The sequence below is a fragment of the Amycolatopsis sp. NPDC004772 genome (assembly GCF_053601215.1).
The window spans coordinates 75,033-90,681 of record NZ_JBSGBK010000002.1 but is presented as its reverse complement, the minus strand read 5'-3'; the positions used below and the strand labels follow the sequence as shown (position 1 = coordinate 90,681).

General features: G+C 72.0%; 13 protein-coding genes. 8 read left to right on the top strand and 5 right to left on the bottom strand.

From position 1 onward, the window contains the following. Window positions 1–117: 117 nt before the first annotated feature. From ACWEF6_RS01675 to ACWEF6_RS01665, 3 genes are all read left to right on the top strand, one after another. Window positions 118–831 (top strand): helix-turn-helix domain-containing protein, encoded by a 714-nt coding sequence (locus ACWEF6_RS01675; RefSeq protein WP_449681103.1) that lies wholly within the window; start codon window positions 118–120, stop codon window positions 829–831. A 69-nt stretch (window positions 832–900) separates the two neighbouring features. After that, window positions 901–1,689, top strand: a complete 789-nt coding sequence (locus tag ACWEF6_RS01670) for a hypothetical protein (RefSeq protein WP_449681102.1) — start codon at window positions 901–903, stop codon at window positions 1,687–1,689. Continuing rightward, complete coding sequence (locus ACWEF6_RS01665; RefSeq protein ID WP_449681101.1) at window positions 1,686–3,614, top strand: serine/threonine-protein kinase; 1,929 nt, start codon at window positions 1,686–1,688, stop codon at window positions 3,612–3,614. Before ACWEF6_RS01670 ends, ACWEF6_RS01665 begins: the two co-directional genes overlap by 4 nt. Here ACWEF6_RS01665 and ACWEF6_RS01660 read toward each other — a convergent pair. Then, window positions 3,592–4,014 (bottom strand): hypothetical protein, encoded by a 423-nt coding sequence (locus ACWEF6_RS01660; RefSeq protein ID WP_310967276.1) that lies wholly within the window; start codon window positions 4,012–4,014, stop codon window positions 3,592–3,594. The genes ACWEF6_RS01665 and ACWEF6_RS01660 overlap by 23 nt on opposite strands. A gap of 233 nt (window positions 4,015–4,247) precedes the next feature. Here ACWEF6_RS01660 and ACWEF6_RS01655 point away from each other — a divergent pair, with 233 nt between their 5' ends. From ACWEF6_RS01655 to ACWEF6_RS01640, 4 genes are all read left to right on the top strand, one after another. Beyond that, entirely contained in the window at window positions 4,248–4,841 is a 594-nt protein-coding gene (locus tag ACWEF6_RS01655) for an AAA family ATPase (protein ID WP_449681100.1), read from the top strand. A 489-nt stretch (window positions 4,842–5,330) separates the two neighbouring features. Then, entirely contained in the window at window positions 5,331–7,094 is a 1,764-nt protein-coding gene (locus ACWEF6_RS01650) for a chitinase (RefSeq protein ID WP_449681099.1), read from the top strand. 45 nt (window positions 7,095–7,139) lie between these two features. Further along, window positions 7,140–7,895 carry an IclR family transcriptional regulator gene (locus tag ACWEF6_RS01645; protein WP_449681098.1) on the top strand — a complete coding sequence of 252 codons (756 nt, stop codon included), beginning with the start codon at window positions 7,140–7,142 and terminating at the stop codon, window positions 7,893–7,895. A gap of 73 nt (window positions 7,896–7,968) precedes the next feature. Then, window positions 7,969–9,120, top strand: a complete 1,152-nt coding sequence (locus ACWEF6_RS01640; protein ID WP_449681097.1) for a 4-hydroxybenzoate 3-monooxygenase — start codon at window positions 7,969–7,971, stop codon at window positions 9,118–9,120. Here ACWEF6_RS01640 and ACWEF6_RS01635 read toward each other — a convergent pair. The 4 genes from ACWEF6_RS01635 to ACWEF6_RS01620 all read right to left on the bottom strand — a co-directional run bounded on the left by ACWEF6_RS01635 (window position 9,099) and on the right by ACWEF6_RS01620 (window position 14,812). Continuing rightward, the gene (locus tag ACWEF6_RS01635) at window positions 9,099–10,862 is read right to left on the bottom strand and encodes a sensor histidine kinase (protein WP_449681096.1); all 1,764 of its coding nucleotides are present in this window, start codon (window positions 10,860–10,862) and stop codon (window positions 9,099–9,101) included. The two genes, ACWEF6_RS01640 and ACWEF6_RS01635, sit on opposite strands and share 22 nt — an antisense overlap. Then, window positions 10,852–11,547, bottom strand: coding sequence for a response regulator transcription factor (locus ACWEF6_RS01630; RefSeq protein ID WP_310967286.1), 696 nt, complete (start codon window positions 11,545–11,547; stop codon window positions 10,852–10,854). The genes ACWEF6_RS01635 and ACWEF6_RS01630 overlap by 11 nt, the downstream gene beginning before the upstream one ends. 116 nt (window positions 11,548–11,663) lie before the next feature. Further along, window positions 11,664–13,289, bottom strand: coding sequence for a DUF885 domain-containing protein (locus tag ACWEF6_RS01625; protein ID WP_449681095.1), 1,626 nt, complete (start codon window positions 13,287–13,289; stop codon window positions 11,664–11,666). After that, window positions 13,286–14,812: an FAD-dependent monooxygenase gene (locus ACWEF6_RS01620; protein ID WP_449681094.1), complete on the bottom strand. Its 1,527-nt coding sequence runs from the start codon at window positions 14,810–14,812 to the stop codon at window positions 13,286–13,288. The genes ACWEF6_RS01625 and ACWEF6_RS01620 overlap by 4 nt, the downstream gene beginning before the upstream one ends. 90 nt (window positions 14,813–14,902) lie before the next feature. On the opposite strand from ACWEF6_RS01620, the gene ACWEF6_RS01615 reads away from it, so the two are divergent. Beyond that, on the top strand, window positions 14,903–15,628 hold the full coding sequence (locus ACWEF6_RS01615; RefSeq protein ID WP_449681093.1) for a TetR/AcrR family transcriptional regulator: 726 nt from the start codon (window positions 14,903–14,905) through the stop codon (window positions 15,626–15,628). Window positions 15,629–15,649 lie beyond the last annotated feature (21 nt).

Below are 15,649 nucleotides of genomic sequence, written 5' to 3'. Positions count from 1 at the left end.
GCACGTCCCTTCTCCTAACGCGGATTGACCGGCGGCCCCTACCAGGGAGTTTTCCGCCGAAGGTCTACTCTTAGGTAGTCTCGGCGTCCTGGTTGCTGAGGTAAATGGGAGAGGGGTATGCCGGTGTATACAACCGTCGAAGAGACGACCACAGGTGATCAACTCCGGTCAGCCCGGCTCTACATGGGGCTCTCGTTGTCCGAGATGGCGGCGGCCACCTCCTACACGAAGGCTTACCTAAGCCACATTGAAACGGGCCATAGGGCCGTTACCCTTGATGTGCTGGCGGCCTACGAGCGCGTACTTGGAGACGGCATGAAGCGGCGCGATCTTGTTCACCCTCGCCTAGTCAAGATCGACAGCAGGAAGGACCGCGACCGCGTCTTACACGCGGTCGAGGCTGGCGACCCGGACGTCTTCGCCAAAGGCCCTACATCGAGCTCTGTGGACGCGGTGATCGCCCCGAACCTGACTGAGGCCGGCATCCGCCATTTCCGGACCTGGGCCACGGACGGCGAGACGTCCACCCTCCGAGCCAACGCCATCTCCGTCCTGGGGTTCCTGCCTGGACGGGAGAACGCCGAAGTAGTCGTCAAGGCCCTGGAGTCTGACCCCAAGGTCCGCCGACTTTGCCTGGCCTCCGAGGTCTCCAGGCTGATGCAGTGGGACTGGGAGACGTCCCTCGGGGTGGCTGACGACCCGACGACGGCGCCCGCCCCGAAGAAGCTGGCGGCGAAGCTGGCGCGGGAGGCCGTCGACCCGAAGGACTCCGAAAGCCGCTGGTGTGCCGGCTACCTCCTACAGCACATGGCGCCCGCCCTCGGTAGGTGATGGCGACTCGGGCCTTACCCTGGAATACAGATTCCGGACCAGTCGGATAACGCAAGTAGGGGATGCCCAATGGGACGTGTCATCGCGGCGGGGGTTGCGTTGGGTTTGTGCTTGCTCGTGGGCGCGCCGCCCGCGTCCGCCGAGTCCGGATCACTGCGGCTGCAGGTGTCGATCGACCAGCGGCCGATCGAGGACGCGACCGTCCCGATCGATCCGGTGAGCCAGGTCGAGCTGCAGGTCGTGGCGACCAACCCCGGCGCCGCGCCGGTGAAGGTCCGCAGCGTGCGGCTCTCCGGCGTCGCGCTCGCGCTGACCTTCTTCGCCTACGACACGACCGCGCCCTTCGAGGTGCCGGCGCGGGGGTCGGTGTCGCGGACGTTCGTCCTCGACCTCGGTGACCTGGCCGGGCAGGCGACCGGGCTGCTGCCGTCGTCGGTCGAGCTGCTCGACGCCGGGCGCGTCACGCTGGGTGAGGCGACGACGGTCGCCGACGTCCGCGGGTCGTTCTGGTCGGTCTACGGCGTCTTCGGCCTGGCGATGCTGGTGCTGACGATCCTCGCGTGGGTGACCGCGCTGCTCGCGCTGGCCCGGCACCGGCTGGCGCCGAACCGCTGGCGCCGCGGCGTGCGGTTCCTGCCCGCGGGGTTCGGCACCGGGCTGGTCGCGGTGATCAGCCTGTCGGTGCTGCGCCTGGTCCCGCCCGAGCCGGCGATCGAGATTCCGGTGGTGCTCGGCGTGGCGGCGATCGCGTTCCTGCTCGGCTACCTGACCCCGCACCCGGCGGCTCCGCCCGCGGTGACCGAGAGTGACAAGACGGTCCGGCTTCCGCTCCCGTCGACGCAGGAATTCACCCGATGAGCGCACCGGCCGAGCTGGTCGCCGCCCTGCCGCAGTACGACATCGGGGAGTCGATCGGCGAAGGCGGCATGGGGGTCGTGTTCGCCGGCGTGCACCGGACGCTGGGGCGGAGCGTCGCGATCAAGCAGCTGCCGTGGGACGTGCTCAACCACGCGGCGAGCAGCGAGCTCTTCGACCGCGAGGCGCGGGTGCTGGCGAGCCTGGACCACCCGCACATCGTGCCGGTGTACGACTACGTCCGGACCGGCCGCGAGCACCTGCTGGTGATGGAGCGGCTCGACGGCGGGACGGTGCACAGCCGCTTCCACGGTGGTGGCGTGAGCGGCGAGCAGGCGTGCGCGATCGGGCTGGCGATGCTGGCCGGGCTGCACGCGGCGCACCGGGCGGGGGTGCTGCACCTCGACGTCAAGCCGCGGAACCTGCTGTTCAGCACGCAGGGCGTGGTGAAGGTGGCGGACTTCGGCATTGCCCGGGTGATCAGCGAGGGCGCCACCTTGGTGACGCACGGTGGCGAGATCCTCGGAACCCCGGCGTACATCGCCCCCGAACAGGCGATGGGCAACGCGCTCAGCCCGGCGGCCGACGTCTACGCGGCGGGAACGGTGCTGTACGAGCTGCTGTCGGGCCGCCTGCCGTTCGACAACACCCGCGGCGCGATCAGCATGATGCGCCAGCACATGTTCACCGACCCGCAGCCGATCGCCGGGGTGCCGTCGCCGATCGCGGCGGTGGTGATGCGCAGCCTGGCCCGCGAGCTGGACGCGCGGTACCGGGAGGCGGAGTCGTTCGCGGCGGACCTCGCGGCGGCGGCGACGGTGGCGTACGGGCCGGGGTGGCTCGAGCGGTCCGGGGTGCCGGTGCTGCACCTGACGCCCCGGGTGATCGCGGGCCTGAACTCGGCGACCGCGCCGGCGCATCCGGCGGAGGCCCGGACGCGCCCGGTGTCCCGGCCCGGGGCGACGCTGGTCGGAGCGCCCGCCGAGGTGGGCGAGCCGGGATGGCCGGGCGGCGATGCGGCGGGCACCGGGTGGCCGGGTGGCGCCGGTTCGGGTGCCGGGGTGGCCGGCGGCGGGTGGCCGGGTGGCGCTGGTTCGGGTGCCGGGGTGGCCGGCGCTGGACCGGGTGCCGGGGTGGCCGGCGCTGGACCGGGTGGTGCCGGGCGGGCCGGTGCCGATGCCGGCACTGGGTGGTCCGGCGGTGCGACCGGTTCCGCGCCGGACGAGTCCGCTTCGCAAGCCGCCGTGGTGTGGCTGCGGCTGGCGGCCGGAGCGGCCGCGGTCGTTCTCGTCGTGCTTGCCCTGCTCAACCCCGCGCGGCTGCCGCACCCAGTGTCCACCGTGACGCTCGGGGGTGACTCCGCCGGCGCGCCCGTCGAGGTCGATCTCAGCAAGCCCGTCGTGCTGACCGGGCCCGGCAAGCCGGGTCGCGTTGCGCTCGCGCTTTCCGCCGCCGGGATTCCGCTCGGGTCCGCGTCCGCCGAGGCGAAGCCCGAGGGCAATGGCTTCAGCGCCGAACTCACCCTTCCGGGGGTCGCCCGGTGGATCGTCGGGGGTGCCGTCACCGCCGAGGTGCGGACCGATTCGGCCACGCAGACCTTCACCCTGCTCACCAGCCAGCACCCGCTGGCCAGCGCGATGGGCGCGGGCAGTCTCATCCTGGCGTTGTTCGCGCTCGCCTACCTCGAATCGGGGCTGCGGACGATCCGCAACGGCCACCGCTGGCGGGGCGCGGCCGTCGGCGGCCCCGTGCTGGGCCTGCTGTTCGGCGCCGCGGTGTGGCTGTGCGTGTCCGTGCTGCGGGTGCACGAGCCGTCGCCGGGGTTCGGGGCCGGGTGTGCGGTGGCCGGCGCGGTGGCGGCCGGGCTGGTCGTCGCGGCGGCGCGGCGCCGGGCGTCCACAGTGGTCAGTCGACCATCCGGACGGTGACGTGCGGGCTGTAGCTCTTGCGCCGGCTCCATCCCAGCTCGGCGCACAGGCTCAGCTGGATGGCGCGGTCCGCGGGCGCCCAGTAGCCGGTGCGGACGAAGTAGCCCTCCATCGTGTTCAGCGCGCCGAGGCTCTTGCGCGCCGAGCACATCTCCCAGCCCCACTGGCGCCCGGTCTTCTCGACGCCGTTGCGGCGCACGGAGATCCGCGGGTTCCCGACCGCGCGGATGTCGGCGTCGCCCTCGGAGACGTAGACGACGCCGTCGATCTTGTAGAACCGGTTGTTGTCCAGCAGGGACACCTGCCCGGAGAGGGTGATCCCGACCCGGGCGCCTTCGTCGCCCGTGAGCGTCCAATCGAGACAGTATTCCTGGACCGGGAGTTCCAGCGACTGGGTCATGACGAGTTTCCCCTGTTCTCACTGAGCGTCCCTTCCAGAAGATAGGGATTTTCCGGACGCCGGGAAGGTCTTCGGGCGATCTTCACCCGAAGCGGTTCCGGTGACGAATGCCTTGGCGTGCATGGGTTTTCAGGCGATGGAGTGACCCGGGGCGCGGCCGGGTGGTCTTCGGCGTGTCTGTCACCCTGCGTAAGGTAAAGGAACCATTACCTTCGCTGGGACGTTGGCGGGTCATGAGCGAGCCCACTGTCATCGAGCTCGGCCGGCGCGACCTGCTCGTCGTGGCGGGGTTGCCGGGAGCGGGAAAGACGACCATGCTCCGCCACGCCGCCGCCGGGCTGCCGGTGCTGGACTCCGACCAGGTGCGGGAGAGATTGGGGGCGCTGGTTCCGGCTTTGCCGTACCGCTGGTACCGGCCGGTGGTGCACGCGTGGCACCGGGCGCGGATCGTCGCGCGGGCGCTCGGTGAGGACGGGCCGGTCGTGGTCCACGAGCCGTCCACGCGGGCTTCGACCCGGGCGTTGCTGGCGCTGGTCGGGGTGGTGAGCGGGCGGTCGGTGCGGTTGTTGTTCCTCGACGTGCCTGCGGAGGTTGCGCTCGCCGGGCAAGTGAGCCGGGGGCGGGTGGTTCGGGCTCGGTCTTTTCGTCGGCACGTTCGGCGGGTGGGGAAGTGGCGGGTGGGGTTGCTGGCTGATCGGGTTCCGGCTGGGTGGCGGAGTGTTCAGGTTGTTGATCGGGGTTGGGCCTCGCGGGCTCGGTTGGTTGTTGCGGGGGGTGTTGAGGTGGGGTGCCCTGGCGGGCGGGGTGATGCCCGGTCAAGCACGTGAGATGCCCTGGCGGGCACGCGAGAAGCTTCGGTGAGTGGGCCTTGGTGTCCTGCCGGGTATTTGAAAGCCGTCGTAAGGTCGTCTTGGGGACCCCGCCGACCCGAACGCCGGATTGTTCAACGGCCGGCACGCCGTGTCAAGGCGGGAAAGCGTGCCTTGACACGGCGTGCCGGCCGCTGATGCGGCTGCGTATCGGGTTGGCAGGGGGGTGTGGTCGGAGGGTTGCGTGGGCTGCCGGGTGGCGGTTGTGACTGGGGTGGGCCGCCTGGCGGCGGCCTTCGTGGGGCCGCCCAGCGGCGGCCCGGTCGGTCTGCCAGGTGGCGGTCTGGTGGGTTCGCCTGGTGGTGACCTTTGTGCGGCCGCCTGGTGGCGGCTGGTGCGTCGGGGCTGAGGCTCAGACCACCCAGCCCCCGGCGAACCCCTCCTTTTGGTCTGGACAACTTGCGTATTGGTCCAGACAATTAGGGTCTCCCCTTGACTGGAGGACCGATGAGGCGTTCCCGACTTTCCGCCATCCTCGCCGCCTTGCTGCTTGCCCTCTCCGGGCTTCTCGCCGTTCCGGCCGAGGCCGCCAATCTTCTCGCCAACCCTGGGTTCGAAGGCGGCTCTGTCTCCGGCTGGACCTGCGCCAACGCCACCGCCGTGAGCACGCCCGTCCACTCCGGCAGCTATGCCCTCGCTGGTACTCCCGTCGGGGCCGATTACGCTCAGTGCTCTCAGACCGTTGCCGTTCAGCCCAACACCAGTTACTCCGTCTCCGCCTGGGTTCGGGGGAATCCCGTCTACCTCGGTGTCACCGGGGGCCCCTCGACCTGGTCGGGCAACTCCGGCTACAACCAGCTCCAGCTCACCTTCACCACCGGTAACCAGACCTCCGCCCAGCTCTACCTCCACGGCTGGTACGGCGCCGGGACCTACTACGCCGACGACGTCGTCTTCGACGGTCCTGGCGGCAACACTCCCGGGACACCCTCCTCGCCCGGCGCGCCGCAAGTCACCGGCGTCACCACCAGCTCCGTCGCGCTGAGCTGGGGTTCTAGCACCGGGACCGTCAGCGGGTACCGCGTCTACGAAGGCTCCACCGCCGTTGCCACTGTCACCGGCACCAGCGCCACCATCAGCGGACTCACCCCCTGCACCACCCACACCTACACCGTCGCCGCCTACAACAGTGCCGGGGAGTCGCCTCGCAGCCCCGCCGCCAGCGGGAGCACCGCCGGCTGTGTCGATACCGGCCTGCCCAAGCACGCCCTCGTCGGCTACCTGCACGCCAGCTTTGCCAACGGCTCCGGGTACGTCCGGATGGCCGATGTGCCCTCGGCCTGGGACATCATCGATCTCGCCTTCGGGGAACCGACCTCCGTCACCTCCGGGGACATCCGGTTCACCCGGTGCTCCGCCAGTGAATGCCCGAACGTCGAGAGCGATGCCGACTTCATCGCCGCCATCAAGGCCAAACAGGCCCAAGGCAAGAAGGTGCTCATCTCCATCGGCGGGCAGAACGGCCAGGTGCAGCTGACGACCACCGCCGCGCGGGACAAGTTCGTCAGCTCCGTCTCCGCCATCATCGACAAGTACGGGCTCAACGGCCTCGACGTCGACTTCGAGGGGCACTCGCTCTCACTCAACGCCGGGGACACCGACTTCCGGAACCCGACCACGCCCGTCATCGTCAACCTGATCTCCGCGCTGAAGACGCTCAAGGCCAAGTACGGCTCCGGCTTCGTGCTCACCATGGCGCCGGAAACCTTCTTCGTGCAGGTCGGCTACCAGTTCTACGGCGGCTCGGGCGCCGGTGACGCGCGCACCGGCGCCTACCTGCCCGTCATCCACGCCCTGCGGGACTCGCTCACCGTCCTGCACGTCCAGGACTACAACTCCGGCCCCGTCATGGGGCTCGACAACCAGTACCACAACATGGGCGGCGCCGAGTTCCACATCGCCATGACCGACATGCTCAAAGCCGGCTTCAGCGTGGCCAGCACCGGGCAGTTCTTCCCCGGGCTGCGGCCCGACCAGATTGCCGTCGGGCTGCCCGCCGCCGTCAGTGCCGGCAACGGCTACACCTCGCCCGGCGACGTCCAAACAGCGGTGAACTGCCTGGTCAAGGGCAGTGGCTGCGGCTCGTACACGCTCCGCGGGGGCACCTCGCCCGCCCTGCGCGGGCTGATGACGTGGTCGATCAACTGGGACAAGTACTACGGCTGGGAGTTCCAGAACAGCCACGAACCGTTCCTGAACGCGCTTCCCTGACGCGGGCCGTGTGCCCCGCCGCCCGGGTGGGGCACACTGTCCGACGTGGTCAAGCCGGCGCAGGGCGAATCCGTGCTGAGCCGCGTCGTCCGGATCTTCGAGACCTTCGGGCCGGATACGCCCGCCCTGCGCGTCACCGATATCGCCCGGCGGGCCGGCCTGCCCGTCGCCACGGCGTCGCGGCTGGTCGAGGAGCTCGTCGGGCACGGCTGGCTGCGGCGGGATCCCGACCGGCGGGTGCGCGTCGGATTGCGGCTGTGGGAGCTGGCCTCCCGCGCCTCACCGACCCTCGGGCTGCGCGAAGCCGCGATGCCGTTCATGGAGGACCTGCACGCCGTCGTCGGGCACCACACCCAGCTCGCCGTGCTGGAAGACCGGGAGGTGCTGTTCGTCGAGCGGCTCTCCGCACCCGGGGCGACGCTCAACGTGACGAGGGTGGCCGGGCGGCTGCCGCTGCACGCCTCCTCGTCCGGGCTCGTGCTGCTCGCCCATGCGCCCGCCGACCTGCAGGAACAGGTGCTGGCCGGCCCCCTGGAAGCCTTCCGGCGGACGACGCTGACCGAGCCCGCGCGGCTGCGCCGGTTCCTCGCCGACGTGCGGCGCACCGGCTACGCGTTCTGCGCCGGCTTCATCGACGAGGAGACCACGGGCATCGCCGTCCCGCTGCGGGGGCCCGGCGGGGACGTCGTCGCCGCGCTGTCGGTGATCGTGCCCAACGACCGGAACGCGCGGGCGCCGATCCCCGCCCTGCAGGCCGCCGCGCGGGGCATTTCGCGGGCGATGGGGAATTCCTCTCACTGAATGAGAATGCCGTAGTGTCGGGCGGGGCCGCCGATCCATGCTCGGGCTCTCCCGCCGGAAAGGACCTCCTCCAGTGCGCACCCAGGTCGTCATCGTCGGCGCCGGCCCGGCCGGGCTGCTGCTGTCCCACGTGCTCGGGCTCGAAGGCATCGACTCGGTGCTGCTCGAACGGCAGACCGCCGAGTACGTCCAGGCGCGCATCCGCGCCGGCATCCTCGAGGCGGGCACGGTCGAACTGCTGCGGGAGGTCGGCCTCGGCGCCCGGCTCGACGTCGAGGGCATGGAACACCGCGGCATCCACCTCCAGTGGCCGGGAAACCGGCACCACGTCGACTTCACCGACCTCATCGGCCGGTCGGTGACCGTCTACGGGCAGACCGAGGTGACCAAGGACCTGATGGCGGCCCGGGAAAAGGCCGGCCGCCCGGCGTACTACTCAGCCGCGGACGTCACGCTCCACGACGTCACCGGCGAACCGCACGTGACCTTTGTGGACAGTGACGGCCGCGCGCGGCGGATCGATGCCGACATCGTCGTTGGCTGCGACGGCTTCCACGGGCCGAGCCGCGCGTCGATCCCGGAGCCGCAGGTCTGGGAGCGGGCCTACCCCTTCGCATGGCTGGGCGTGCTGGCCGACGTCGCCCCGTCGACCGACGAGCTGATCTACGCCTGGCACCCGGACGGGTTCGCGATGCACAGCATGCGTTCGCCGCGGGTGAGCCGGTTCTACCTGCAGGTCGCGCCGGACGAAGACATCGCCGAGTGGAGCGACGACCGGATCTGGACGGCGCTGTCCGAACGGCTCGGCGTCCCGGGGTGGACCCTGGAAACCGGGCCGATCACCGAGAAGAGCGTCCTGCCGATGCGCAGCTTCGTGACCACCCCGATGCGGCACGGGAACCTCTACCTGGCCGGGGACGCGGCGCACATCGTGCCGCCGACCGGGGCGAAGGGGCTGAACCTGGCGGTCGCGGACGTCGCTCTGCTGGCCCGGGCGCTGACGGCGTCCTTCCGCGGCGACGACGAACTCGTGGCCGCCTATTCGGAGACGGCCTTGCGGCGGGTCTGGCGCTGCACGCACTTCTCCTGGTGGATGACCTCGATGCTGCACCGCCACGGCGACGACTTCGACGCCCAGCTCCAGCTCTCGCAGCTGCACCGCACGGTGACGTCGGCGGCCGCGAAGACCGAGCTGGCCGAGAACTACGCCGGCCTGCCGCTGTAGGACACCGGCAGCCGGACGGTGAACGTCGAGCCGATGTCCACTTCGGACTCCACGGTCACCGTTCCGGCGTGGGCCTGCACGAGGTGGCGCACGATCGCCAGGCCGAGCCCGCTGCCGCCGGTCTGGCGGCTGCGGGACTTCTCGGCCCGCCAGAACCGGTCGAACACGTGCGGCAGGTCCTCGGCGGCGATGCCGGTCCCGGTGTCCGCCACGGCGAGCGTCACCTCGTCCACAGTGGACGAAACGCGGATCGTCACCCGGCCGCCGGCCGGGGTGTGGCGGATCGCGTTCGTCACCAGGTTGCCGACGACCTGCCGCAGCCGGACCGGGTCCGCCGCCAGCGCGCAGTCGCCGGCGGTGTCCACGGTGAGCGTGACCCCGGCGGCGGCCGCGCGGTCGGCGAGCGCCGCGGCGACGTGGCCCGCGAGCTCCGCCGCGTCGACGGGCTCGGGGTGCAGGCGCAGCTGCCCGGCGTCGGCCGCCGCGAGGTCCTGCAGGTCGTCGACGATGTGCTGCAGCAGCACGGTCTCTTCGAGCAACGACGCCGTCAGCGCCCGGTCGAACGGCAGGTGCCCGTCTTCGGCGGCCTCCAGCCGGCCGCGGATCACGTTGAGCGGGTTGCGCAGCTCGTGGGCGATGTCGCTGACCATCGCCTTGCGCTGCTCCTCGATGCGCTCCCGCCGCGCGGTGAGGTCGTTGAACGCGGCGGCGAGGTAACCGACCTCGTCGCGGGACTTCACCGGCGCCGGCCGGTCCTGCTTCGCGGCCTCGGTCAAGGCTCGCAGCGGGCGGGACAGCCGCAGCGCGACCAGGGCGGTGAGCGCGACGGCCAGCGCCAGCACGCCGCCGGTCACCGCGAGGATCCGGGTCAGGTTCTCCCGGGACAGCGTGAACGTCGGCAGCGGCGAGCCGCCCGGGCCGAGGGTGAACAGCAACGCGGGCGGCGCGACGTACGGCGTGAGCTGCTCGCGGCGGCCCGCGTCGAGGCAGGCCTGCACCGGACGCGGGTCGGGAGGGCCGAGAACCTCCAGGTCGAGGCCGATCTTCACCTCCTCGCCGCCCTGGCTCTGCAGGCAGTGGTTGACGGCCTCGTTGAGGCCGGTGAGCGCGGCCCGCTCGGTCGGCGTCGGCTCGGCCAGCTCGAACAGCCCGCACTTGCCGGCGTAGTACCGGGCGGTCAGCGGATCGATCCCGGTGAGCAGCGGCCGCCCGCTCGGCGAGTCGCGCACCTGGCCGGGCAGGCCGAGCGAGGCGAGGCAGGCGGTGGCCTTCGAGGCCAGCGCGGTGAGCTCTTCGCGTTCGGACGGCGGCAGCTTGAACGGGCCGGCCGCGCGCGGGTCGATGCCGCTCGTCCCGGCCCCGGGCAGCAGCACCGGGTCCACGTGCAGCGGGTCGACCGAAGCGGTCGCCTTGACCGGCAGGGTGACCGGCGCGCCGCCGGAGTCGCCGAGGACGTGCCGGTCGAGGGTGGTCAGCACGACCCGGCGGCCGGTCTGCTCCGATAGCGCCCGCAGCCGGGGGCCGACCTGGTCCCACGTGTGGTTCACCGCGGCGAAGCCGAGCAGCTCGGTGTAGATCGTCGCGTCACCCGAGAGGGCCTGGCCCTGCTCCTGCTGGATCGCGCGGGTCGTGGTCTGCACGGCGAGCCACGCGGTGGCCGCGATGGAGGCGAGCGCGATGAGCAGCGAGACGGCGGTGAGCCGGACGACGAGACTGCGCCGGCGGGGGAAGCTACGTGTCATTTTCCGCCGTCAGCTTGTAGCCGACACCGAAGACGGTCCGCAGGTAGACCGGCTTCTGCGGGTCCGGTTCGAGCTTCTTGCGCAGGTTGAGCACGTGGACGTCGATGATCCGGGTGCTGACGAACCGGTCGTCGCCGCGGGTCAGCTCGAGCAGCTGGCGGCGGGTGAACACCCGGCCCGGCTGCCGGATCAGCGTCTCCAGCAGCTGGAACTCGCCGGGGGTCGTCTCGACCGGGCGGCCGCCGACCGACACCTCGTGCCGCACCGGGTCGAGCCGCAGACCGCCGGCGCGCAACGCCGTGTCGGGCGGTTCGCGGCGGCCGGCGGTGCGCCGCAGCAGCGTCCGGACCCGGGCCATCAGCTCGCGCGGGCTGTACGGCTTGGTCAGGTAGTCGTCGGCGCCGAGGTCGAGGCCGAGCAGCAGGTCGTCCTCGGTGGCGCGGGCGGTGAGCATCAGCACGGCGACGTCGGACTCCTGCCGCAGGATCCGGCAGACGTCGAGGCCGTCGACCTTCGGCATCATCACGTCGAGGACCAGCAGGTCGGGCCGGTCGCGGCGGGCCTCGTCGAGCGCCGCCCGGCCGTCGGGGGCCAGCACCACGGTGTGGCCTTCGCTTTCGAGGTAGAGCCGGAGGACCTCGGCCTGCTTCTCGTCGTCCTCCGCGACCAGTACACGTGCGCACACGGCGTCGAGGGTAGGCGTCCTGACACCGTTCCCACCGCATCCTGACCGGATCTTCACACCTTGGAGCCGCGGTGGCGGGTGTGCGTCAGATCGCTTGCCGGCCACGGGAGCCATGGCTACGCCGGGCGGCGCTCGTGGACCCACGCCCGGACGACGTCGTCGAGCACCTTCAGCGGCAGCTTTCCGCCGCCGAGTACGACACCGTGGAATTCCTTGACGTCGAAAGAATCCCCGAGGGCTTCCGCGGCGAACCGGCGCAGGCGCTGGATTTCCCGCCGTCCGGTCAGGTAGGCCAGTGCCTGGCCGGGGGTCTCGATGTACCGGTCGGTCTCGGACTGCACCTCGACCTCGCTCAGGACGGTGTGCGCGCGCAGGAACTCGACGCACTGCTGCCGCGTCCAGCCCAGCGCGTGCAACCCGGTGTCGACCACCAGCCGGGCGGCGCGGACCGAGTCCTCGGCCACCATGCCGAGCCGCATGACGTCGTCGGAGAACAGGCCCATCTCGTCGGCGAGCCGCTCGGTGTAGAGCGCCCAGCCTTCGTCGTAGGCGGTGATCAGCGCGATCCGGCGCAGCTGCGGCAGTTCGGGCAGCTCCTGGGCCAGCGATTCGGCGAAGTGGTGGCCCGGCACGGCTTCGTGGAAGGCGACGGTCTCGGCGATGAACCGGTCACGCGTGTGCACCTCGTGGGTGTTGGTGAAGTAGACGCCCGGCCGCGAGCCGTCGAGCGCCGGAGGCAGGTAGTACGCGGCCGCGGCGACCGGCGCTTCGGCTTCCGGCACGGCCTTCACGACGCACTCGGCCTTCGGCACCTTCGGGAACCAGCCCGGCGCGGCGGCGGTCGCGCGGGCGACGGCGTCCCGGGCGGTTTCGAGCATGTCCTCGGCGTCGCGCCAGCGGAGGCTCTCGTCGTCACGCAGCCGGCGGCGCACCTCGGCCGGGTCGGTCAGCCCGAACACGCTGCCGCCGAGTTCGGCGTACTCGGCTTCGAGCTCCGCGAGCACGTCGAGGCCCAGCTGGTGCAGCTCGGCGGGAGTGAGGTCGGTGGTGGTGTGCATGCGAACCAGAGCGGCGTAGTGCGCATCGCCGTCGTCGAGCCAGCAGAGGCCGGGCTGGTCGTCGGACCGGCCGCGCCCGGCGACTTCGGTGGCGACGAACTCGCGGTAGCGGGCCAGCGCGGGCCGCACGACCTCGGCGACGAGCGTGTCGCGGCGGGCACCGCGGTCTCCGGTGAGCCGGTGCGGGAAGAGGGCTTCCTGCGCCAGGTACCGGTCCAGGAACGCGACCGCGTTGTGCGCCATCCGGTCCACCGGCCGCCCGGTCCGCTGGCGTGCGGCCAACGCTTCGTAGAAGGCGGGGAAGGCGGCCAGCCGGGCCAGGAAGTCCTCTTCGGCCTGCTCGCCGACGGGCTCGAGCTGCGGCAGGAAGGCCAGCAGCGACATGCCGGCGGCGACCATCGGGTCGGCGAGGGTGACCTCCACGACGCGGGTGTCGATCTGGGTGATCAGCGCTTCGGCCTGCTGGACGACGACGCCGAGCGTCACGCGGTCGGGATCGGCCGAGGCTTCGGCCCGCCGGAGGACCCCGGCGGCTTCCGCACGGAGGCGCGCGTGGCCGGCTTCGCTCGGATCGGGCAGGTGGGCGTCGTGCCCGGGGATCCCCACGAGGGTCGCTTCCAGCGGGGACCAGGTGCCCAGGAGGTGGAGGAGTTCGTCGGCGAGCGCGTTCGCTTCGGAGGTCATTTCCCCATTCTGTCGGCGCTCGGTGCCCCTTGGGGCCGGCCGAGCCATTGGGAGAGGGCGTCGTGGAGCCCGTCCGGGCCGAGCCAGGCGAGGTGCCCGTCGGGGCGGATCAGCGCGGGGGCCGGGAACGCGGCCGCCCGCGCGGTGACGGTCTTGACCCGGTCGCCCCACCCCTCGGCCACGGCGGCCGCGTCCGGGCCCTCGGCCAGCAGGACCGCTCGCCCGTCGCGGAAGTGCCCGGCCAGGGTGGTGCCGTCGGTCAGCGGCAGGTCGGGGACGCGCCGGCCGAGCAGCGGGTGGTCGCCGGGCCGGCCGTAGTGCTGCCACTGGCCGCCGATCATCGAGACCACGTGGGTGGCGCCGTCCGGGGTGTCCAGCAGGTCGGCGACCACCTCGCGCAGCGCGTCGGCCCGCGGTCCCCGTGCCGTGCTCAACGCGGTCTGCGCCATGCTCCACTTCTGCACCCACGCGCCGATCGGGTGGCGTTCGGCTTCGTAGGTGCCGAGCAGCGCGTCGGGCGCCGCGCCGCGCGCGACGAGCGCGAGCTTCCAGCCGAGGTTGACCGCGTCGCCGAGGCCCAGGTTCAGGCCCTGCCCGCCCGCGGGCGAGTGCACGTGGGCGGCGTCCCCGCAGAGCAGCACCCGGCCCCGGCGGTAGGTGGTGGCCTGCCGGGTCGTGTCGGCGTAGCGGGTGCCGGCGTGCACGCGGGTGACCGTCACGTCGGTGCCGCTGACCCGGCGCAGGCTGGCCTGCACTTCCTCGGCCGTGACGGGGGCGTCCCGGTCGGCGGGCGGGCCCTCGTGCTCGACGGTGTGCACGCGGGGCGGCCCGTCGCCGTCGGCCCAGCCACCCAGCGCGTAGGCGCCGTGTTCGCCGTGCTGCCAGCCGCCCGCGGTGAGCTTCTCCGGATCGGCGAGGTCGACGACGGCCTGGCGGCCGGTGAAGACCGGGTCCACGCCGGGGAAGCCGAATCCGGCGAGGCGGCGCACCGTGCTGCGGCCGCCGTCCGCGCCCACCAGCCAGGCGGCCCGGACGCGGTCGTGTCCGATGTGGACTGTCACGCTGTCCTCCCCGGCGTCGAACCCGGTCAGGGCGGCTCCCCGGCGGATCTCCGCGCCGAGTGCCGACGCCCGCTCCGCGAGGATCGCTTCCAGATCGGCCTGGCTGATCACCCCGGCGCCGAGGAACTCCTCGCCGGGCCCCGGCGGCTTGAGCCGGTCGACGCGGATGCCGATGCCGGCGAAGTGGCCGACGAAGATGTCGGGATGCTCGCCCTCGGCGAGGTCCGGGAGCTCGCCGAGCCACATCGCGGCGGCCGCTTCGACGGCGGGCAGCAGGCCGCGCAGGTGCAGCGCGTGCACCGAAGGCGCGTTGAGCGAACGCGCCCCCAGGGACCCTCGCCGGGCCGGCGGGACGTCCGTCTCGCGCTCGAGGACCAGCACGCGGGCGCCGCCCAGCCGCAGCTCGGCGGCCAGGAGCAGGCCGACCGGGCCGGCGCCGGCCACCACCACGTCGTAGTCCATCTCTTCTCCCCAGAAACCCGGCAACGGTGTTCGCAGTAATGCCACGGTAGCGAACTGGGTACAGTGTTCGCAATATCGAGGAGGTGGCCGGTGCCGTCGAACGACCACCCGGTGATCTGGATGCGCCCCGAACACGGGACGCGGGGGCCGAAGCCCGCCTACGGCCGGCGGGACGTGGCGGCCGCCGCGGTCCGGATCGCCGACGCGGAGGGGATCGAAGCCGTCTCGATGCGGCGGATCGCGGCGGAACTCGGCACCGGGACGACGTCGCTGTACCGGTACGTGTCCAAAAAGGACGACGTGCTGGAGCTGATGGGCGACGAGGTGCTGGGCGAGCTGCGCGGCACGAAGCTGCCGGGCGGCTGGCGGAACGGCCTGCGCACGATCGCCCGCCTGCTGCGCGAAACGGCGCTGCGGCACCCGTGGCTGCCGTCGCTGTCGTCGGGCCGGGCCAACCAAGGCCCGAACAGCCTGTGGTGGGCGGAGCTGTCGCTGTCGGTGTTCGACGGCATGGATCTGGACACCGACGAAATGCTGGCCGACCTCGGCACGCTGTCGGCGTTCGTGCTCGGCCACGTGCAGGGCGAGCTGGGCGACCAGGAAGCGGCCCGGCGGTCCGGGCTGACCCACGAGCAGTGGATGGAACAGCAGGGCGAGTACGGGCCGTCGATCATGAACAGCGGCCACTACCCGCGGCTCACGAGGGTGATGATCGAGGCGAAGACCCCGCACGCCGCCGACCGCCAGGACCGGCTGTTCGCGGCGGGACTGGAGCGGGTGCTGGCCGGGCTGGCCGCCCACCTGCCCCGGACGTGAACCGGGCCGGGAGCGGAGTGC